This is a genomic window from Trebonia kvetii (genome assembly GCF_007827045.1).
In the GTDB taxonomy this organism is placed as follows: Bacteria; Actinomycetota; Actinomycetes; order Streptosporangiales; family Streptosporangiaceae; genus Trebonia; species Trebonia kvetii.
Genome location: NZ_RPFW01000001.1, coordinates 165,868 through 185,671 on the forward strand (window position 1 = coordinate 165,868; position 19,804 = coordinate 185,671).

At 72.2% G+C, this 19,804-nt stretch carries 17 protein-coding genes; 14 read left to right on the forward strand and 3 right to left on the reverse strand.

Features of this window, described 5'->3' with window-relative positions; genetic code table 11:
- Nucleotides 1-7: 7 nt before the first annotated feature.
- The 9 genes from EAS64_RS00710 (at nt 8) to EAS64_RS46610 (ending at nt 8,441) form a co-directional block, all read left to right on the forward strand.
- Nucleotides 8-838 carry an SDR family oxidoreductase gene (locus EAS64_RS00710; protein WP_145850779.1) on the forward strand — a complete coding sequence of 277 codons (831 nt, stop codon included), beginning with the start codon at nt 8-10 and terminating at the stop codon, nt 836-838.
- A gap of 159 nt (nt 839-997) precedes the next feature.
- Complete coding sequence (locus tag EAS64_RS00715) at nt 998-2,086, forward strand: ATP-dependent DNA ligase (RefSeq protein ID WP_145850780.1); 1,089 nt, start codon at nt 998-1,000, stop codon at nt 2,084-2,086.
- A gap of 28 nt (nt 2,087-2,114) precedes the next feature.
- Entirely contained in the window at nt 2,115-3,482 is a 1,368-nt protein-coding gene (locus EAS64_RS00720) for a DNA polymerase domain-containing protein (protein WP_145850781.1), read from the forward strand.
- 73 nt (nt 3,483-3,555) lie between these two features.
- Nucleotides 3,556-3,858, forward strand: a complete 303-nt coding sequence (locus EAS64_RS00725; RefSeq protein WP_145850782.1) for an urease subunit gamma — start codon at nt 3,556-3,558, stop codon at nt 3,856-3,858.
- Nucleotides 3,855-4,226: an urease subunit beta gene (locus EAS64_RS00730; protein WP_281283164.1), complete on the forward strand. Its 372-nt coding sequence runs from the start codon at nt 3,855-3,857 to the stop codon at nt 4,224-4,226. Before EAS64_RS00725 ends, EAS64_RS00730 begins: the two co-directional genes overlap by 4 nt.
- Nucleotides 4,223-5,962 (forward strand): urease subunit alpha, encoded by a 1,740-nt coding sequence (locus tag EAS64_RS00735; protein ID WP_145850783.1) that lies wholly within the window; start codon nt 4,223-4,225, stop codon nt 5,960-5,962. Before EAS64_RS00730 ends, EAS64_RS00735 begins: the two co-directional genes overlap by 4 nt.
- A 131-nt stretch (nt 5,963-6,093) precedes the next feature.
- Nucleotides 6,094-6,873 carry an urease accessory protein UreF gene (locus EAS64_RS00740; RefSeq protein ID WP_145850784.1) on the forward strand — a complete coding sequence of 260 codons (780 nt, stop codon included), beginning with the start codon at nt 6,094-6,096 and terminating at the stop codon, nt 6,871-6,873.
- A 97-nt stretch (nt 6,874-6,970) separates the two neighbouring features.
- Nucleotides 6,971-7,573, forward strand: coding sequence for an urease accessory protein UreG (ureG, locus tag EAS64_RS00745; protein WP_145852218.1), 603 nt, complete (start codon nt 6,971-6,973; stop codon nt 7,571-7,573).
- Between the two features lie 16 nt (nt 7,574-7,589).
- Nucleotides 7,590-8,441 (forward strand): urease accessory protein UreD, encoded by an 852-nt coding sequence (locus tag EAS64_RS46610; RefSeq protein ID WP_281283165.1) that lies wholly within the window; start codon nt 7,590-7,592, stop codon nt 8,439-8,441.
- On the opposite strand, the gene EAS64_RS00755 is transcribed toward EAS64_RS46610, so the two are convergent.
- The 3 genes from EAS64_RS00755 to EAS64_RS00765 form a co-directional block, all read right to left on the reverse strand.
- On the reverse strand, nt 8,438-9,346 hold the full coding sequence (locus EAS64_RS00755) for an SMP-30/gluconolactonase/LRE family protein (protein WP_222848904.1): 909 nt from the start codon (nt 9,344-9,346) through the stop codon (nt 8,438-8,440). The genes EAS64_RS46610 and EAS64_RS00755 overlap by 4 nt on opposite strands.
- 45 nt (nt 9,347-9,391) lie before the next feature.
- Nucleotides 9,392-10,921, reverse strand: coding sequence for a glycerol kinase GlpK (gene glpK, locus EAS64_RS00760; protein WP_145850785.1), 1,530 nt, complete (start codon nt 10,919-10,921; stop codon nt 9,392-9,394).
- A gap of 63 nt (nt 10,922-10,984) precedes the next feature.
- On the reverse strand, nt 10,985-11,548 hold the full coding sequence (locus EAS64_RS00765; RefSeq protein ID WP_145850786.1) for a TetR/AcrR family transcriptional regulator: 564 nt from the start codon (nt 11,546-11,548) through the stop codon (nt 10,985-10,987).
- 198 nt (nt 11,549-11,746) lie between these two features.
- Here EAS64_RS00765 and EAS64_RS00770 point away from each other — a divergent pair, with 198 nt between their 5' ends.
- From EAS64_RS00770 to EAS64_RS00790, 5 genes are all read left to right on the forward strand, one after another.
- Nucleotides 11,747-13,168 (forward strand): MFS transporter, encoded by a 1,422-nt coding sequence (locus EAS64_RS00770; RefSeq protein WP_187365594.1) that lies wholly within the window; start codon nt 11,747-11,749, stop codon nt 13,166-13,168.
- A gap of 112 nt (nt 13,169-13,280) precedes the next feature.
- The gene (locus tag EAS64_RS00775; RefSeq protein ID WP_145850788.1) at nt 13,281-15,017 is read left to right on the forward strand and encodes a glycerol-3-phosphate dehydrogenase/oxidase; all 1,737 of its coding nucleotides are present in this window, start codon (nt 13,281-13,283) and stop codon (nt 15,015-15,017) included.
- Between the two features lie 243 nt (nt 15,018-15,260).
- Nucleotides 15,261-16,268, forward strand: coding sequence for a sulfite exporter TauE/SafE family protein (locus EAS64_RS00780; RefSeq protein ID WP_222848905.1), 1,008 nt, complete (start codon nt 15,261-15,263; stop codon nt 16,266-16,268).
- Nucleotides 16,269-16,421: 153 nt separating this feature from the next.
- Nucleotides 16,422-17,177, forward strand: a complete 756-nt coding sequence (locus EAS64_RS00785) for an aminoacyl-tRNA hydrolase (protein ID WP_145850789.1) — start codon at nt 16,422-16,424, stop codon at nt 17,175-17,177.
- 142 nt (nt 17,178-17,319) lie between these two features.
- Entirely contained in the window at nt 17,320-19,800 is a 2,481-nt protein-coding gene (locus EAS64_RS00790) for a tetratricopeptide repeat protein (protein WP_145850790.1), read from the forward strand.
- Nucleotides 19,801-19,804 lie beyond the last annotated feature (4 nt).

Consider the following 19,804-nt stretch of genomic DNA (forward strand, 5'->3'; position numbering starts at 1 on the left):
TGGGCACGTGACATCTGGGCGGACATTCCTCATCACCGGTGGCAACACCGGCATTGGCCAGGCCACGGCGATCGCGCTCGGGCGCGACGGCGGGCGGGTGTTCATCGCGTGCCGCTCGGCCGCCGCGGGTGCGGCGGCGGTCGAACGGATCAAGGCGGAGTCCGGCTCGGCCGAGGTGTGGCTGCTCCCGCTCGACCTGGCGTCGCTCGACTCGGTGCGCGCCTGCGCGGCGGCGTTCCTCGACTCCGGCGAGCCGCTGCACGTGCTTGTCAACAACGCCGGGGTCGGCGGGGTGCGCGGCCTCACCGCGGACGGGTTCGAGCTGCATTTCGGCGTGAACCACCTCGGCCACTTCGCGCTCACCCAGCTGCTGCTCCCCCGGCTGTCGTCGAGCGGCCCCGACGCGCGGATCGTCAACGTGTCGAGCGAGGTGCACTACTCGGCGCCCGGCATCGACTTCACCGCCGTGCGACGGCGCACTGCCTCGTTCACCGGCATGCGCGAATACGCGGTCTCCAAGCTGTGCAACGTGCTGTTCACCCAGGAGCTCGCGCGCCGTCACAGCGACGTCAATGCCTACGCGCTGCACCCCGGCGTGGTCGCCTCCGACATCTGGCGGCGCGTGCCGCGGCTGGCCCGCCCGCTCATCACCAGGCGGATGCTCACCGTCGAGCAGGGCGCGGTCACGTCGGTCTACTGTGCCACCGCGCCGGAGGTCGCGCAGGACAACGGGCTGTACTACGACAAGAGCGCGGCACGCCAGGCGAGCAACGTGGCCACCCCCGAGCTCGCCGGGCTGCTGTGGAAGCACAGCGCCGACTGGACCGGCGCTTGCTGAGCGCCCGATGGCACAAATCGCCATCGTATCGGGCGCTCAGCAAGCGCGTATCTCCCGGGGGGACGCCCCCCCGTACCCCCCGATGTGCGGGCGGGCGCCCGCACGTTGCTTGGCCGGTGCGGGGGGTCATGGCCGTGGCGCGTATGCGAGTCTGTGATCATGGACCTTCCGGTGATGCCCCCGGTGGCGCCGATGCTCGCCAAGGCGGTGCCGCAGATCCCGTCAGGGGATTACCTCTTCGAGCCCAAGTGGGACGGGTTCCGGTCGATCGTGTTCCGCGACGGCGACGAGGTGGAGATCGGCTCGCGCAACGAGCGGCCGATGACCAGGTACTTCCCCGAGCTCGTGGACGCCGTGCTCGCCAACCTGCCGGAGCGCTGCGTGATCGACGGCGAGATCGTGCTGCCGGACTTCGCCGCGGGACGGCTTGACTTCGAGGCACTGCAGCTGCGGCTGCACCCCGCGGCCAGCCGGGTGCGCATGCTCGCCGCGCAGACGCCCGCCCACTTCGTCGCATTCGACCTGCTCGCGCTGGGCGCGGACGACTACACAGAGCGCCCGTTCGCCGAGCGTCGCGCGGCGCTCGAGTCCGCACTCGGCGCGGCCCGGCCGCCGGTACACCTCACGCCGGTTACCGCGGACAGCTCGGTCGCGGAGCAGTGGTTCACGCAGTTCGAAGGCGCCGGCCTTGACGGCCTCGTCGCCAAGTCGCCGTCCGGCGTGTACGAGCCGGACAAGCGAGTCATGTTCAAGATCAAGCACGAGCGCACCGCGGACTGCGTTGTCGCGGGCTACCGGCCGCACAAGACGGGCGACGACGCGATCGGCTCGCTGCTGCTCGGCCTCTACCAGCCGACGGGCCAGCTCGCCAGCGTCGGCGTGATCGGCGCGTTCCCGATGGCCACCCGACGCGAGCTACGGGCCGAGCTCGAACCCCTGGTGACGACGTTCGAGGGCCATCCCTGGGACTGGGGCGCGCACGTCGCGGCGGCCGCCTCCGGCGAGGGTGCCCGCAATCCGCGCGGCTCCGAGTACAGCCGGTGGAACGTGGGCAAGGACCTGTCGTTCGTACCGCTGCGCCCGGAGCGCGTGGTCGAGGTCCGCTACGACCACATGGAGGGCAGCCGCTTTAGGCACACCGCCCAGTTCGTCCGCTGGCGCCCGGACCGCACGCCTGCCTCGTGCACTTTCGATCAGCTCGATGAGCCCGTGAGCTACAGCCTGTCGGAAATCCTGGGAAAGAACTAAGCATTCCGAACGGATGGGGCTAACACTGATGGCGAGTCCGAAGATGGTGATCGAGGTGGCGGGCCGGGAGGTGGCGGTCTCCAACCCGCAGAAGGTCTACTTTCCGCGCACCGGGCACACCAAGCTGGACCTGGTCCAGTACTACGTGTCAGTCGCCGACGGGGCGCTGCGCGGCGCGGGCGGCCGGCCGATGGCGCTCAAGCGGTTCGTGAACGGGGCGGAGGAGGAAGCGTTCTTCCAGAAGCGGGCGCCGTCGTCTCGCCCGTCCTGGATCGAGACCGCTGAACTGCGGTTCCCGTCGGGCCGCACGGCCGACGAGGTGGTGCTGCGGGACGCGGCAGGCCTGGCCTGGGTGGCCAACCTCGGCTGCATCGACCTCAACCCGCATCCGGTGCTCGCGTCCGACCTCGACCACCCCGACGAGCTGCGGGTCGACCTGGACCCGGTGCCTGGTGTCGAATGGCCGCAGATCATCGCGGTGGCGCTGTGCGCCCGCGAGGTACTTTCCGACTTCGGCCTCACCGGCTGGGCGAAGACATCGGGGTCGCGCGGCATACACATCTACGCGCGCATCCGGCCGAACTGGTCGTTCGCCGACGTGCGGCGGTCGGCGGTGGCGGTGGCCCGCGAGATCGAGCGGCGCGTTCCCGACCTGGCCACCTCCAAGTGGTGGAAGGAGGAGCGGCACGGGGTCTTCGTCGACTACAACCAGAACGCCAAGGACCGCACCGTGGCGTCCGCCTACTCGGTGCGGCCGCTGCCCGACGCGCGCGTGTCGACGCCGCTGAACTGGGATGAGGTCCCCTCCGTTGACCCGTCCGCATTCACCATCGACACGGTGCCCGCGCGGTTCGCGCGGATCGGCGACCCGTGGGAGGGCATCGACTCCGCCGTCGGGTCGCTCGACGGACTGCTTGCGCAGGCGGAGCGGGACGAGGCCTCGGGTCTGCCCGACGCGCCGTGGCCGCCGCACTACGAGAAGCAGGAGGGCGAGGACGCCCGCGTCCAGCCCTCGAAGCGCCGCGCGCCGGTCCGGGCCGGGGGCGGCGGCGCTTCGGCCGGGTCCGCCGGGTCCGCCGGGTCCGCCGACGAGGTGCCGTCGATCAGCCCGACCGGCCGGCGCAAATCGACGAAGCCGCTCATCGAGGTCGCCCGCGCCAAGAGCAAGGCCGAGGCCATGGAGGGCCTGGACCGCTGGAAGGCGCGCCACTCGGACGTCTGGCCGCTGCTCGAGCCTGCCGATGTCCTGGTGGACGCGATGCGCGGCCGGTCGTCCACCTGGACCAGGATCCGGCTCAACCTGGAGCACGTGCCCGAGGAGCAGCGCCCGCCCCAGGAGCCACTCGAGGTCGACTACGACCCGTGGACCGAATGGGGCGGCGACCCCCGCTCGTAGGCGCGAAACAGGACGTGACAATTCGTCATGCGGGCGTAACGAGCGGAGTTACCCGCGGGGTTATCGTGCAGGCATGCTGATTTCCCCGCATGAGCAGGAACGCCTGCTCATTCACGTCGCGGCGGGGCTTGCGCGGGAACGGCGGGCGCGCGGGCTGCGGCTGAACTACCCGGAGGCGGTCGCGCTCATCACGTCGTACCTGCTGGAGGGCGCGCGCGACGGGCGGACCGTGGTGGAGCTGATGAGCGCCGGGCGGACGGTGCTCACCAGAGACGACGTGATGGACGGGGTGCCGGAGATGCTGACCGAGGTCCAGGTCGAGGCGACGTTCCCCGACGGGACCAAGCTCGTCACCGTGCACGAGCCGATCCCGTGAGCTCCGCTTACATCATCCCTGGCGAGATCCTGCCGGGCGAGGGCGATGTCACGCTGAACGCGGGACGGCCGGTGCTGACGCTCGTCGTGGCCAACACCGGCGACCGGCCGGTCCAGGTTGGATCGCACTTTCACTTCGCTCAGGCGAACGCGGCACTGCTGTTCGACAGGGATCTCGCGTGGGGGCACCGGCTGAACGTGCCGGCCGGCACCGCGGTGCGGTTCGAGCCTGGCGTCGAGCGCGAGGTGTCGCTGGTGCCGCTGGCCGGGCGGCGTGCGGTGCCAGGGCTGCAGACCGGCGGGCGGCGGTTCGCGGACGGCGGGCAGCGTTCCGGCGATGAGGCGTCCGGCGCGGAGGAGGGCCAGTGAGCGAACTGAACCGCGAGCGGTATGCGCTGCTTTACGGTCCCACCGCCGGCGACCGGATCAGGCTCGCCGACACCGCGCTGCTCATCGAGGTGGAGCGGGACCTGTGCGCGGGCGGCGACGAGGCGGTGTTCGGCGGCGGCAAGGTGATCCGTGAGTCGATGGGCCAGGCGCTCACCACCCGCGCCGAGGGCGCGCCCGACCTGGTCATCACCGGCGCGGTCATTCTCGACCACTGGGGCATCGTCAAGGCCGACGTCGGCGTGCGCGACGGCCGGATCACCGCGATAGGCAAGGCGGGAAACCCCGACATCATGGACGGGGTACACCCCGGCCTGGTGATCGGCCCGTCGACGGAGATCATGGCGGGCAACGGGCTGATCCTGACCGCCGGCGGCATCGACTGCCACGTGCACATGATCTCGCCGACGCAGCTGCCCGAGGCACTCGGCGGCGGCATCACAACGCTGATCGGCGGCGGTACCGGCCCGGCCGAGGGCACCAAGGCGACCACGGTCACCCCCGGCGCGTGGCACCTCGCCAGGATGCTCGAGGCGACCGACGCCTGGCCGGTGAACATCGTGCTGCTCGGCAAGGGCAACACGGTGTCGGAAGCGGCGCTGTGGGAGCAGCTTGTGGCCGGCGCGGCCGGGTTCAAGCTGCACGAGGACTGGGGCACCACGCCCGCCGCCATCGACGCGTGCCTGCGCGTCTCGGTGGCCGCCGGCGTGCAGACCGCCATCCACACCGACACGCTCAACGAGGCCGGCTTCGTCGAGGACACGCTGCGGGCGATCGGTGGCCGGCCGATCCACGCGTACCACACCGAGGGCGCGGGCGGCGGGCACGCACCGGACATCATCACCGTGGCCTCGTCGCCCAACGTGCTGCCGTCGTCGACCAACCCGACCAGGCCGCACACGGTGAACACGGTCGACGAGCACCTCGACATGCTCATGGTCTGCCACCACCTGAACCCCGCCGTCCCCGAGGACCTGGCGTTCGCCGAGTCGCGGATCAGGCCGTCCACGATCGCGGCCGAGGACATCCTGCACGACATGGGCGCGATCTCGATGATCGGCTCGGACTCGCAGGCGATGGGCCGGATCGGCGAGGTGGTGCTGCGCACCTGGCAGACGGCGCACGTGATGAAGCTGCGGCGCGGCGCCCTGTCCGGCTACGGGTCCGTCGCTTCCGACTCCGGCGGAACGCGCGGCGCGGACAACGCGCGGGCCAGGCGGTACGTCGCCAAATACACGATCTGCCCGGCGATCGCGCACGGGCTTGACGGCCAGATCGGCTCGGTCGAGCCGGGGAAGCTGGCCGACCTGGTGCTGTGGCACCCCGCGTTCTTCGGTGTGCGGCCGCACGCGGTCATCAAGGGCGGGTTCGTCGCGTGGGCCGCGATGGGCGACGCCAACGCGTCGATCCCGACGCCGCAGCCGGTGCTGCCCCGGCCGATGTGGGGCGCCTACGGGCGGGTGCCCGCGAAGACGTCGCTGTCGTTCGTCTCCCCCGCGGCGCTCGAGGCGGGGCTCGCCGAACGGCTCGGCCTGGCACGCGAACTGGTCCCGGTCGCCGACGTGTCCGCGCGCGGCAAGGCCGACCTGGTCAACAACGACGCGCTGCCGGACATCCGGGTGGATCCCGACACGTTCACCGTCCGCATCGACGGCGAGGTCGTCGAGGCCGCCCCCGTCGCTGAGCTGCCTATGGCGCAGCGCTACTTCCTGTTCTGAGCCATGTCCGAGCTTCGCCTGCCTCCCGCACGTGTGCCGTCCTGGCCTGGGGCCCGGAAGATAGTGGATAGTTGCCGCCATCCGGGTGTGGAGAACTATCCACTATCTCGCGCTGGCGGCGGGAGCGGGCGATGAGCGTCGCCTCGCTGCTCCTGGGCGACTCACGGTTCCCGGCTGGCGGGCACGCGCACTCGGGAGGCGTCGAGCCCGCCGTGACGGCGGGCAGCGTGACGAATCTGGTGACCCTTGAGGCGTTCCTGCGCGGACGGCTGCGCACGGCGGGGCTCGTCTCGGCCGCCATCGCCGCTTTCGCGTGCTCGCGGGCGGGCGCGACGGACGGGGAGTCAGCCGCACCCGTTCGGGATGATGATTACTGGGAACTGCTCGACGCGGAGACCAGCGCGCGGACCCCGGCCCCGGCACAACGGGAGGCCTCGCGGCGGCAAGGGCGGGCGCTGCTGCGGGCGGCGCGGGTTGCCTGGCCGGAGGCGCGGGGGCTCGCGCAGGTCGCCGCCGCCGTGCAGAGCACGCGAGGGGCTGGCGCGGCCGTCGGGAGCAGCGGTAGCCAGCGGCTGGCCGGGCGGCGGGAGTTCCGGGGCGGCCCGCATCACGCGGTGGTGCTCGGGGCGGCCGCGGCGGCGGCCGGGTGCACGCCTGCCGAGGCGGCGCGGATCGCGGCCTACCAGGCGGTGGCCGGGCCGGTCAGCGCCGCGGTGCGGCTGCTCGCCCTGGATCCGATGCGGGCGACCGGGGTGCTCGCGCGGCTCAGTGCGGACATCGAGTCGATCGCGACCCACGGCGCCGGCTACGCCGGCCTGCCGCCAGCCGACCTGCCCTGCCCGTCCGCGCCGGCCCTTGACCTGCTTGCCCAAACGCATATCGGAGCGGAGGTGCGGCTCTTTGAGTCCTGACCACGTCCACGGGACGCACGACGACCATGACCGCGAATACGGCCCGCATGACCACAGCACCGACGCGCACGCCGCGCCGCCGCGCGCGGGGCGGGCGCTGCGGATCGGGATCGGCGGTCCCGTCGGTTCCGGCAAGACCGCGCTCGTCGCGGCGCTGTGCCGGGCGCTGCGCGACGACATCGCGCTTGCCGTGGTGACGAACGACATCTACACCACCGAGGACGCGGACTTCCTGCGCCGGGCGGGCGTGCTCGACCTGGAGCGGATCATTCCGGTGCGGACGGGATGCTGCCCGCACACCGCGATCCGCGACGACATCGCGGCGAACCTGGACGCGGTCGAGGATCTGGAGGCGAGCTTCTGGCCGCTCGACCTGGTGCTCGTGGAAAGCGGCGGCGACAACCTCACCGCCACGTTCTCGCGGGGGCTGGCAGACCTGCAGATCTTCGTGCTCGACGTGTCCGGCGGCGACAAGGTGCCGCGCAAGGGCGGTCCAGGCGTCACCTTCTCCGACCTGCTGGTGATCAACAAGACCGACCTGGCGCCGATGGTCGGCGCGTCGCTCGCCGTGATGTCCCGCGACGCGGACGCGGTGCGCGACGGGCGGCCGGTGATGTTCACGTCGCTGCGCGAAGACCCGCTCGCCGCCGAGGTCGCCGCGTGGGTGCGGGCCGCCGTCGGCAAGCCCGCCATGCACTAGCCGGAACGGGTGCCAGGTGACTCTCTCAGCGACCGCGGCAACCAAGGGGGCGGGGCCGACGGACCTGCCCCCGCGGAACCGGGTGACCGCGTCGGCGTCCGTTGAGGCGATCGCCGGACCTGGCGGGGCGACCCGGCTGCCGGTGCTTCGCTCGCAGGCGCCGCTCGTGCTGCGGCGCACGCCGTCGGCGGTTTACCTGGTTGGCGGGGCGGCCGGGCCGATCGGCGGTGACGAGCTCGACTTGCGCATCGCGGTGGGCGCCGGCGCCTTCCTGCGGCTGCGGACCGCGGCGGCGTCGATCGCGCTGCCCGGGCTGGACGGGCGCGAGTCGGTGCTGCGGGTATCGGTGACTGTCGCGGCCGGCGGACGGCTTGAGTACCTGCCCGAGCCTCTCGTGGTCAGCGCGGGGGCGCGGCACGCGACGCTGGTGTCGGCGGCGCTTGCCGAGGGCGCGTCGCTTGTGCTCCGCGACGAGCTGCTGCTCGGGCGGCATGGCGAGGCGGGCGGGTCCGCGCGGACGGTGCTGCAGGTGACCTATGCGGGGCGGTCGCTCTTGCGGCAGTCGCTGTCGGTGTCAGGGACCGACCCGGTGGCGCTCGGGCCCGCGATGCTCGCCGGGCACCGAGCGGTCGGGTCGCTGCTGCTCGCGGGCGAGGGTGCCGATCCTGGCACCGATGTGACCGGCGGCGACGCCGCCGATCGGGCAACGCCGGAACGAGCCGTCATGCGGCTGGCGGGTCCGGGCATTCTGCTGACCGCCCTGGCCGGCGACGCCGTCACCCTGCGGCGTCGGCTTCGGCCGGGGGCTGTTTCAGGCGGGCGGGGGCCCAGGGCCGTCTTAGGCGGGCAGGGGCCGAGGGCCGTTTAGGCGGGGAGGGTGGCGTAGGTGGTGGTCGAGGGGAGGCCGGCCGGGCCGGGGTGGAGGCGGAGCAGGCGGCCGGCTAGCGGCTCGGCGGCGCGTCCTGCCTCGTTCAGGCCCCTGCTCGCGGTGGTGACGTAGAGGTCGCTCATCCCTGGGCCGCCGAAGGCGCAGCTGGTGGGCATGGACACCGGAAGCTCGAGAACGGCGTCGCGTTCGCCGTCCGACGTGATGCGCAGCAGCGCGCTGCCGCCGTGCATGGCGACCCAGATGTAGCCGTCGGCGTCCACGGTCAGGCCGTCGGGCACGCCGGGGAAGGCGGACACGTCACAGAAGACGCGGCGCTGGAACGCCTCGCCTGTCGCGGGGTCGTAGTCGAACACGTCCACCCGGCGGGTCGGCGAGTCGACGTAGTACATCCGCCCGCCGTCCGGCGACCAGCTGATCCCGTTGGAGATCGTCACGCCCTTGACGACCGTGGTCAGCTCGCCGCCCGGGTCGAGGCGGAGCAGCTCGCCGAGCGGGTCAGTCTCATCGATGTGCATGGAGCCGACCCACACCCGGCCTGCCGGGTCGACCGCGGCGTCGTTGAAGCGCACGCCCTCCCGTGCGGGCACCTCGCCGATCGTTCGTGACGTCCACTTCTCCCCGCGTTCCGCGGGAAGGTGCAGCACCAGCCTGCTGCCGCCCGCTGTGAGGATGCCGCCGCCGAGCGCGGGGAAGGCCGCGGAGACCGCGCCGAGATCGACGGTGAGCGTCTCGCGCGACGGGAAGTAGGTGCGGTGCAGTTCGCCGCGCGGGATGTCGACCCAGAGCAGGCAGTCGTCCTCCGGCACCCAGTACGGGCCCTCGCCGAGTTCCGCCACCACGTCGCCGACCGGCTCGACGGCCGCACCCTCACGCACGCTCACCACGACGGATCGCTCCCTCCGCTTCGTCCCGCTGATACCAGGCAGACATTAACCGACGTCTACCCAGTCCAGGGTGCGATCCACCGCCTTCTTCCAGCCGGCGTAGCCGCCCGCGCGGCGGTCCTCACTCCAGGTGGGCTCCCAGCGGCGCGCCTCACGCCAGTTGGCGCGCAGTTCCGTGGTGTCGCGCCAGAAGCCGGCCGACAGGCCCGCCGCGTAGGCGGCGCCGAGCGCGGTGGTCTCCGCCACCACAGGCCGGCTCACCGGCACGCCGAGTATGTCCGCCTGAAGCTGCATGCACAGGTCGTTCGCGGTGACGCCGCCGTCCACCTTGAGCACGTCGAGTGTGACACCGGAGTCGGCGGCCATCGCGTCCACCACGTCTCTTGTCTGGTAGCAGATCGCCTCCAGGGTGGCCCTGGCCAGGTGCGCGTTGTTGTGGAAGCGGGACAGGCCCACGATCGCGCCGCGGGCGTCGGCCCGCCAGTAGGGTGCGAACAGGCCGGAGAACGCGGGGACGAAGTAGAGCCCGGCCGTGTCGTCGACTTGCCGAGCCAAGCTCTCGCTCTGCGCCGCGCCGCTGATGATGCCGAGCTGGTCGCGCAGCCACTGCACCGCGGCGCCGGTGACGGCCACCGAGCCCTCGAGTGCGTAGACGGGGCTCGCGCCGCCGAGCTGGTAGGCGACTGTCGTCAGCAGTCCGGACGTGGAGGCGAACAGGTCGGTGCCGGTGTTGAGCACCAGGAAGTTGCCGGTGCCGTAGGTGTTCTTCGCCTCTCCTGGCGCGAAGCAGACCTGGCCCATGGTGGCCGCGTGCTGGTCGCCTAGCACGCCGCCGATCGGAAGCTCGCCGCTGCCCCGGGTGCCCGTGCTCGGCAGGCCGCCGCGCGCGACGACGCCGTACTGGTGGACCGACGGCCTGATGGCGGGCAGCATCGCCCGCGGCACACCGAAGATCGCGCACAGCTCGTCGTCCCAGTCGAGGGTGCGCAGGTCCATCAGCATCGTCCTGCTGGCGTTGGTCACGTCCGTGACGTGCGCTCCCCCGGCCGGACCGCCGGTCAGGTTCCACAGCAGCCAGGTGTCGACCGTGCCGAACAGGGCGTCGCCGCGCTCCGCGTCCGCGCGCAGCTTCTCGTCGTTGTCCAGCAGCCAGCGGAGCTTGCCGCCGGAGAAGTAGGTGGCGGGCGGCAGGCCCGCCTTGCGCCTGATCACCTCGCCCGCGCCGCTCTTCTCCAGCGCCGAGGCGATCTGATCGGTCCTGGTGTCCTGCCAGACGATCGCGTTGGCGTACGGCACGCCGGTGCGGCGGTCCCATACGACGGTGGTCTCCCGCTGGTTGGTGATGCCGATCGCGGCGAGGTCGTCCGTGGACAGGCCGGCCCCGTTGAGCGCGGCCGCGATCACTGTCCTGGTCCGCTCCCAGATCTCCAGCGGATCGTGTTCCACCCAGCCGGCCCGCGGCAGGATCTGCTGATGTTCGAGCTGATGCCTGGCGACCTCGTTACCGCCGTGGTCGAAGACCATGAACCGGGTGCTTGTCGTGCCCTGGTCCACGGCACCGACGAAGTCGGCCACTGGGGCCTCCTCTGCATAGAAGGGTTCATGGGCGGTGGGAGAGTCAGCCGCAACCGTTCGGGATCATGTTGTTGATTTGACAGGCTCGGCTAGGGAACGAAGTGCCGCCGCGAGGACCTCGGCGCGGTCGGCCTCGAGCAGCACCCCGCCGCTCAGGTCGAGGGCGGCGATGGTGGCGGCCTTGGCCCCGGCGAGCGCCGCGTTCGCCCTGATCAGCGCGGCACGGCTGGGATCGGGACCGGCTAGCGCGGCGACCGTCTGCGCGGTCATCTCGGCGGAAGAGCGCGGGAGCTGGCTGTCGATCATGGCGAGCGCGGTGGGGTCACGGTCGAAGATGGTGGCGAGCTCGCGGGAGTCGGCGCAGATGTCGATGATCGCGCTGAGCAAGTCCTGCGGGGTGGACTCGCCGGAGTCGAGTCCGTCAAGCAGCCGGTTGTAGCCGCCGATCGGGCCGGCGAGCAGGCCCACCAGTATCGCCTGCTTGGACGGGAAGTGGTAGTAAAGCGCGGCCGTGGTGGTGCCGAGCTCGCCCGCGATGTCGGCGATCGTGGTGCCTGTGTAGCCCTTGCGGGCGAACAGCTCGGCGGCGATCTCCAGGATGCGTTGCTTGGTGTCGACCGGGCTCACATGCGGCAGTGTACTTCTGTCCCGCGGGTACTTGCTGATTGGTTAGTAAGTGGATTAGGGTCGGGAATCATGAGGCGACTTACTAATCGATCAGTAAGTGATTCGGGTGGCCGGTCGGCTGGCGCCGGCCATGGGGCTGGGGCGGCGGATGCGGGCGGCGGGGCCGTCCCCGGGTTCTTGTGGAGCCGGCGGCACACGGTGGCGCTTGTCGTGCTGTGCATGGCGGCGCTGCTCGACTCCATCGATGTGACCGTGGTCAACGTGGCGATGCCCGCGATCAAGTCCGCGCTCGGCTTCTCCGAGGGCGGACTCGCCTGGATGGTCGACGCGTACATGGTGCCGTTCGGCGGGTTCCTGCTGCTCGGCGGGCGGACCGGGGACCTGGCGGGGCGACGCCGGGTGCTGGTGGCCGGGACGGCGTTGTTCACGGTGGCGTCGGCCGGATCGGCGCTGGCGCCTTCCGCGCAGGTGATGATCGCGACGCGGGCCCTGGAGGGTCTGGCGGCCGCGTTCGTGGTGCCGATGACGTTCGCGATGCTCGGCTCGGTCTTCCCGCCTGGGCCCGCGCGGAACCGGGCGTTCGGCATCTGGGGCGCGGTGACGGCGGGCGCCGCCACGCTGGGCCTGGTGATCGGCGGCGTCCTCGTCACGGCGGCGGGGTGGCGCTGGGTCTTCCTCGTCAACCTGCCGCTCGGCGCGCTGGTGATCGCCGCGGCGCTGCGGGTGCTGCCCGCTGATCCAGGTTCCGGCCTGCGCGGCCTGCGTAGCTTCGACCTGGGCGGCGCGGTAAGCGTGACGGCGGGGGCGAGCGTGCTCGCCTATGCCGTGGCGCAGACGGGCACCCACGCGTGGGGCTCGGGGCGGACCATCGGGCTGCTGTGCGCCGCGGCGGTGCTGCTCGGCTACTTCGTGCTGCACGAGTGGCGAGTGGCGGCCGATCCGCTGCTGCCGCTGTCGTTGTTGCGCAACCGCTCCGTCGCCGGCGCCAACGTAGTCTCCACACTGCTCGGCAGCGCGATGTTCGCGGTCTTCTACGCCACGACGCTTTACATGCAGCAGGTGCTGCACTATTCGGCGCTCCGCACCGGGCTCGCGTACCTGCCGTTCGGTTCGTCGATCCTGGTCGCGGCCGGGGTGGCGCCTGCGCTCGTGACCCTCGCCGGGATACGGCTCACGTCGGTCGCCGGCTCCGCGATCAGCGTCGCAGGGCTGTTCCTGCTCGCCCGGGTGCCCGCCACCGGTCACCTGCTGACCGACATCATCGTGCCCACGGTCGTGGTCGGGCTCGGGGCCGGCCTGGTGATCGTGCCCACCTCCGTCGCGGCGATGTCCGGAGTGGAGGCCGCCAGGCACGGGGTGGCTTCCGCGCTGCTCAACGTGAGCAGGCAACTCGGCGGCGCGCTCGGCCTCGCGGTGATCGCGACGATCACCGCCGGCGTGTCGGCCCGCGCGGCGGCCGCCGGTCACGCCGCGCCCGACGCGCTGACCAGCGGCTTTCACGCCGGATTCGCGGTCAGCGCGGCGCTCGTGATCACCGGGCTAGCCGCCGCCGCGGTGCTGCTGCGTGAGGACGGGCGAGGCGAGCGGCTCAACCTGATCGAGTTGCAGGCCGGGGGCTAGCTTCGCCTACTCGTTTCATGCCGCGTTGGCTTACCCGTCAGTAACCGGTTGGTTTGGGTACTTACCATGGATGACAGGGCTCACAGCGGGGCCTGGGAGGGAGCAGTCGTCCATGCCCGGTGTACTTGACGCCCGCGTTCGCGATGAGTCGCTGCGCAAGATGGCAGCGGAGCCGCTCGACGTGCTTGTGATCGGCGGCGGCATCACCGGGGCGGGTGCGGCACTCGACGCGGCCTCGCGCGGGCTGCGGGTCGGCCTCGTCGAATCGCGCGACCTGGCGGCCGGCACCTCGTCGCGGTCGTCGAAGCTGATCCACGGCGGGCTGCGCTACCTGGAGCAGGGCGACTTCAAGCTGGTCAGGGAGGCGCTGCGCGAGCGCGACCTGCTGGTTAGCAGGCTCGCGCCGCACCTGGTGCGCCCGGTGCCGTTCCTCTATCCGCTGTACAGGAAGGTTGTGGAGCGGCCCTATGTAGGCGCCGGGCTCGTGCTGTACGACGCGATGGAGGGCACCAGGCGGCCGGTGCCGCACCACCGGCACCTCACCACCCGCGGCGCGCTGCGCCGGGCGCCCGCGCTGCGGCCGGACCGGCTGGCCGGCGCGATGGTCTACTACGACGCCCAGGTGGACGACGCGCGCTACACGGTGACCGTGGCGCGGACCGCCTCCAGGTACGGAGCGCTCGTGGTCACCAGGGCGACCGCCATCTCGCTGCTGCGTGACGGCGCGCGGGTGACCGGCGCGACGGTGCGGGACGAGGAAAGCGGCTGGGACTTCGACGTGCATGCCTCCCGGGTGATCGTGTGCGCCGGCGTCTGGTCGGATCTTGTCCACTCGGCCAGCGGCGTCCGGGCCGGCTACCAGGTGCGGATGTCCAAGGGCGTGCACCTGGTGATGCCCAGGTCGGCCATTGACGCCGAGACCGGGATGATCGTGCGGACGAGCAAGAGCGTGCTGTTCTTCATCCCGTGGGGCTCGCGGTGGATCGTCGGGACGACCGACACAGACTGGTCGGGCGACCGGGCCGAGCCCACTGCTACCGCCGAGGACGTCGACTACATACTCGGCGAGGCGAACCGGGTGCTCGCCACGCCGCTGACCCGCGGCGACGTGCTCGCCGTTTACGCGGGACTGCGCCCGCTGGTGGCCGAGCCCGACAAGCCGGCCAACGACAAGGCAGGCAACGGGGAGAAGCCGACGACCAAACTGTCGCGCGAGCATGTCGTGGACAGCCCGTTGCCCGGGCTCACCTCGATCGCGGGCGGGAAGTTCACCACCTACCGGCTGATGGCGCGCGACGTGGTCGACGCGGCAGTCGAGGGCCTGCCCGGGCAGGTCTCGCCGTCGGTGACCGGGCAGCTTCCGCTGCTCGGCGCCGACGGGCTGCCCGCCATCCTCGCCTCCGCACGCCGGCTCGCGGAGGACTACGCGGTGCCTCTTGCCGCCATCGAGCACCTGATCGCGCGGTACGGGTCGGCGGCGAGCGAGATCCTCGACGCGATCCGCGCCGACCGCGGCCTCAGGCGGCCACTGGTCGACGGGTATCCCTACCTGCGCGCCGAGGTGAGCCACGCGGTCACCCACGAGGGCGCGCTGCACGTGGAGGACGTGCTCGCCCGCCGGGTCCGGCTGCTCATCGAGTCCTCGGACGCCGGCGCGTCCGCCGCACCCGAGGTGGCGGCGATCATGGGCGGCCTGCTCGGCTGGAGCCGCCGGCGGCGGACCGCCGAGATCCGGCGCTACCTGGACTTCGCCGCCGCCAACACGGCCGCGCTCAGCGCGCCTGCTATTCCGGCGGTCGCGGCCGCGGTGCTCGCCGACTCCTCCGACGAGGTGTCCGTCCCGGCGTAGGCCAGCGGCGTCCGGGGGCGAGCCAGCGGCCCGACCTTGCCAACGGCGTCCCGGCATGGCTATTGCATGCGTGCGCACGCCTCTTCCGGCTCAGGGCCAGCAGGGCGGGGGCGTGAGGGACGTTACATTTTTACGATCTGTTTACAAGGGATATATTTGCCATCGGGAAGGTAGGGAGTTCGGGCGCCGGGCGGGGCGCGGAGCTTCCTGCCGGTGGCAGGTCAGCAGATCAGAGGAGGCACGGTGGACCTCAACCCCTATGTGGTCCTGGGCAGCGCGGTCGTCGGGCTGCTCGTCGGGCTCACCGGGGCGGGCGGCGGGGCGCTGATGACCCCGATGCTGATCCTGCTGTTCAACGTCAAGCCGAGCGCGGCGATCTCCAGCGACCTGGTCGCCGCCGTGGTGATGCGGCCGGTCGGCTCGCTGGTGCACATGCGCAGGGGAACCGTGAACTACCGGCTCGTCGCCTGGATGTGCGCGGGTTCCGTCCCGATGGCGTTCCTCGGCTCCTACCTGCTGCACGTGCTCGGCGGCGGTGAGGCGCAGCAGCTGAACGTGGAGAGAGCGCTCGGCGCCGCGCTGCTCGCCGGCACGGCGGCGATGCTGCTTCGCTACTGGCTCGACCGGCGGTCAGGCCAGGCGCGCACGCAGGCCATCGAGGCGATACGGGTGCGGCCGCTCGCCTCGATCGCGATCGGCGCCATCGGCGGGATCGTGGTCGGGATGACCTCGGTCGGTTCCGGCTCCCTGATGATCGTGCTGCTGCTGTTCACCTACCCGGCACTCGCGGCGGGGCGCCTCGTCGGCACCGACCTCACCCAGGCGGTGCCGCTGACCGCCGCGGCGGCGCTCGGCGCGCTGCTGTTCGGGCATGTGCAGTTCGGGCTGACCACGGCGGTCATCATCGGGTCGGTGCCCGCGGTGCTTGTCGGCTCGTTCCTGTCCTCGCGGGCGCCCGACCGCTACATCAGGCCGGTGATCACCTTCGTGATCTTCGCCTCCGGGCTCAAGTACGCGGGCATGGGCACCACGGCGCTCGGCTGGACGCTGTGCGGTGCCGCGCTCGCCTGGGGCGCGTACTGGCTGGCGCGGCGCAAGCCGTGGCGCGGCGACGCGCAGACCGAGGCCGGGAAGATCGCCGTCGCGGGCAAGTCCGACGCCGGGCGGTCCGAATCCGGGCTGGAAGTCGGCGTCGAGGAGCTGGAACCGGAACGCGCGGAGCTGCCGGGGCTCGCCCGGCGGCCCGGCTGATCGCGCGGCGCGGGTGGCTGATCGCGCGGCGCGGGTGGCTGATCCCGCGCCTGGTCGCTCTCTACTTGCCCGGAGCCGCCGCCCCGCTAGCGGCACCGCCGGCCGGCGGCGGCGCGGTACGGGGCACGCAGGCATGGCTGACATGCTTGAACGGTGACGGATGAGCAGTCAGGGCCGGGCGAGGCCCCCGCGGCGATGCAGGACGCGAGCAGGGATGAGGGGCGGCAGTATGCGCTGCCGCTGGTGATCCGGGTGGAGCGGGCGGCGCCTCCGGCGCGGACCGACGCGCTCGAGGCCGCCGCGCGTGCCGTGCTTGCGTTCCTGTCCGATCCGCGGGTCGCGGACGAGGACGGCGAGTGGTTCGCCGCGGCGCGTGCCTGGGAGGACGCGCGGATCAGGAAGGTCGTCAGGCGGGCACGCGGCGCGGGATGGGACCGGGCGGGCGCGCTACCGGGAATCACCGTCACGCAGCGAACCGCGGAGGTCCGCGTCTACCCGCCGGTGCCGGTGGACGACTGGCCCGCCGACCTGGCCAGGCTCCAGGTGTCAGGAACCGACTTTGATGACCAGGAGCCGCCGGACGCGCCGGCCGCGGACATGCCCGTGCTCTGGATGAATCCCGGGCTGCCCATCACGGCGGGCAAGGCCATGGCGCAGGCCGGGCACGGGGCTCAGCTCGCCTGGTGGGGGCTGTCGTCACGCGCCCGTTCCGAATGGCGGGACCGGGACTTCGCCCTGGCCGTGCGGGTCGCGGACCCGGGCCGCTGGGGAGAGTTGATTGCCAGCGGGCTGCCGGTGGTCACCGACGGCGGGTTCACCGAGGTGGCACCGGGATCGGCCACCGTGGTGGCGGATCATCCTGCGCTGCGGGCGACGCTCGGCATGACGCTGTTACAGATTTATCTATAAAGCGTTCTCCCGATGCGGTGAGTGGGCGCCCGGACTCTTTCGGTATTTGCCGCATTTTCTGCCGCGACATGCGACTTTCCATGGCGCCCCGATCGTAAAATGCCCCCTGACACCGCTTTGCGTGTGGGGAGGGACAGCGAACATGGGTGCTCAACGCGCCGTGGCACCGGTCCTCTCCGGGTCCGTTCCGCCCCTGGCCGAGTTCTTCCACGCACGCCAGGAAACGGGCTTCGGGCTGGCGGACGGGCTGCGACCGGGTGAGACCATCCTGCTCATTCCCTCGATGCTTGGCGTCGGGGGCACGGGCAAGACGCAGCTAGCGGTCGGGTTCGCGCACGCGATGTGGTCGGCGCGCGCCGTCGACCTGCTTGTCTGGGTCTCCGCGGGCAGCCGCGCCTCGGTTGTGGGCGGCTACGCGCAGGCGGCGGCGGACCTGGACCTGCTGACGAGCGCCGAGGCCTACGAACTCACCGCCGACGCGATCGCGCAGCGGTTCCTGTCCTGGCTGCAACGGACCGACCGGCGGTGGGCGGTCATGCTCGACGGCGTCGCCTCCCCCGTCGAACTCGACGGCCTGTGGCCGCAAGGCCCGGCCGGCCAGGTCGTCGTCACCAGCAGGCTGCGTGAGCAGGAACTCGGCTCCGTCGGCTCGGCGGCCGGCGTCACCGCGTACCCCGTACCTGGATTCAGCAGGCGGGAGGCGCTCGGCTACCTCAACGCACGGCTTACCGGGTATCCCGACCAGCGCATCGAGGCGCTCGACCTGGCCGAGGACGTCGGCGGGCTGCCGATCGCGCTCTCCCAGGCCGCCGCGGTGGTCATGGCGACGCAGACCACCTGCCGTGACTACCGGGCCGAGTTCGCGCAGCGGATGCAGGGCACGGCGGGCACACAGGTCGACGGCTGCCCGCCCGCGCTGCTCGCCACCTGGTCGCTCGCCGTCGAGCACGCGCATCAGCTCGGCCCGGCCGGGCTGGCCTGGCCGGCGCTGGTCTTCGCCTCGGTGCTCGACACCGGGGGAATCCCGGCCGGCGTGCTGACCGCGCCTGCCGCGGCCGGCTACATCACCGGGCAGCAGGGCGGACCGCAGCGCGGCGGCGAGCTGAACCTGGTGCGCACCGCGTACGCGAGCCTTGAGCGACTCGGGCTGCTCAGCGTGGACAACGCGAGCCCGGTGCGGACGGTCTGGCTGCACTCAGCGGTGCGGTCCCTCGTCCGCGCCTACCTGGCGCCAGGCAACGTCGAGCAGGTGGTCAGCGCGGCGGCGAACGGCCTGCTTGAGGCCTGGCCCGAGGCTGGCTCGCCCGGCGGCGGCCCCCAGCTCAGCCAGGCGCTGCGGGACAACGCGGCCGCGCTACGCGCCTTCGCGGGCGACATGCTGTGGAAACCGGAGGCGCACCCGCTGCTCGTGCGGGCCGGGATATCGCTCAGCGAGGCCCCGGCGCTCGCCGACGCCGCCATCGGGTACTGGCAGGCCCTCGGCGCCACCAGCGCGCAACTGCTCGGGCCCGGCCACGCGCAGTCGCTGCTCTCGCGGGAGCGGCTCGCCGACGCCTACGCCGCCTCCGGGCGGCTCTCCGAGGCGCTGCCGGTCTTCGAGGCGGCACTCGGCGACCGGGAGGCGACCTACGGGCCGCATCACCCAGAGACGGTCACCGCGCGGCTCACCGTCGCGAACGCGCTGCACGCCGCCGGACGCGAGTCCGAGGCGATCGAACTGTACGAGCAGGTGCTGGCGGCGCGGGAGCGGCTGTTCGGGCCGGCGCACCGGGAGACGCTCGCGGTGCGGCTCAAGCTCGCCGAGTCCTATGAGATGGCGGGACGGCGCGGCGACAGCGTCCGGCTGTACGAGCGGGCGGTCACCGACGCCGAGCGCGAACTCGGCCCGGCGCACCGTGACACGCTGTCCGCCCGTGCCAGCCTGGCGGCCGCCTACCTGGGGGCCGGCCGGAACAAGGAGGCGATCAGCGCCTTCGAGCGCACGCTGGCCGCCCAGGAACGCGAGGCAGCGGCGACCGACGGCACGCAGCCGGCCGGACCCGGCGCGGACGCGGCGGGCGCGCCGACCGCGCTCGGCATCCTGGCCACCAGGGCCGCCCTGGCCGGCGCCTACCGGGCAGCGGGCAAGAACAAGGAAGCGATCGCCGAGTACGAGCGGGTGCTGGCAGGCCGGGAGCAGCAGTTCGGCGCCGACCACCCCGACACGATCGCGGCGCGCGGGAGCCTCGGCTACGCCTATCGCAGCGCCGGAAAGCTGCGGGAGGCGATACCGCACTACGAACGGGTGGTGGCCGACAGAGAGCGCATCTTCGGCGCCGATCACCGCGACACGCTCGCCTCCCGCGCGTTGCTCGCCGCCGCCTACCAGGTCGCGCGCCGGATGCGCGAGGCGGTGGCGACCTACGAGGCGGTGGTCGCCGACAGCGAGCGTGCCCTCGGCCCCGGCGACCTGGACACGCTGACCGCCCGGTGCAACCTGGCCGCCGCCTACTACGAGGGCGGCCGGATGCCCGACGGCATCACGGTGATGCGGCACGCGCTCGCGGACTGCGAGCGGTACCTGGGACCGGACCATGCCATGACCGCCACGGTCAGGGAAAGCCTGCAAGCAGCGACGGAGTAGACGG

What these genes read in the sequence shown, in the direction of transcription:
- EAS64_RS00715 (WP_145850780.1), top strand. Translation starts at nt 998, where the DNA reads ATGGACCTTCCGGTGATGCCCCCGGTGGCGCCGATGCTCGCCAAGGCG.
- EAS64_RS00720 (WP_145850781.1), top strand. Translation starts at nt 2,115, where the DNA reads ATGGCGAGTCCGAAGATGGTGATCGAGGTGGCGGGCCGGGAGGTGGCG.
- EAS64_RS00725 (WP_145850782.1), top strand. Translation starts at nt 3,556, where the DNA reads ATGCTGATTTCCCCGCATGAGCAGGAACGCCTGCTCATTCACGTCGCG.
- EAS64_RS00740 (WP_145850784.1), top strand. Translation starts at nt 6,094, where the DNA reads ATGAGCGTCGCCTCGCTGCTCCTGGGCGACTCACGGTTCCCGGCTGGC.
- EAS64_RS00775 (WP_145850788.1), top strand. Translation starts at nt 13,281, where the DNA reads ATGCCCGGTGTACTTGACGCCCGCGTTCGCGATGAGTCGCTGCGCAAG.
- EAS64_RS00790 (WP_145850790.1), top strand. Translation starts at nt 17,320, where the DNA reads ATGGGTGCTCAACGCGCCGTGGCACCGGTCCTCTCCGGGTCCGTTCCG.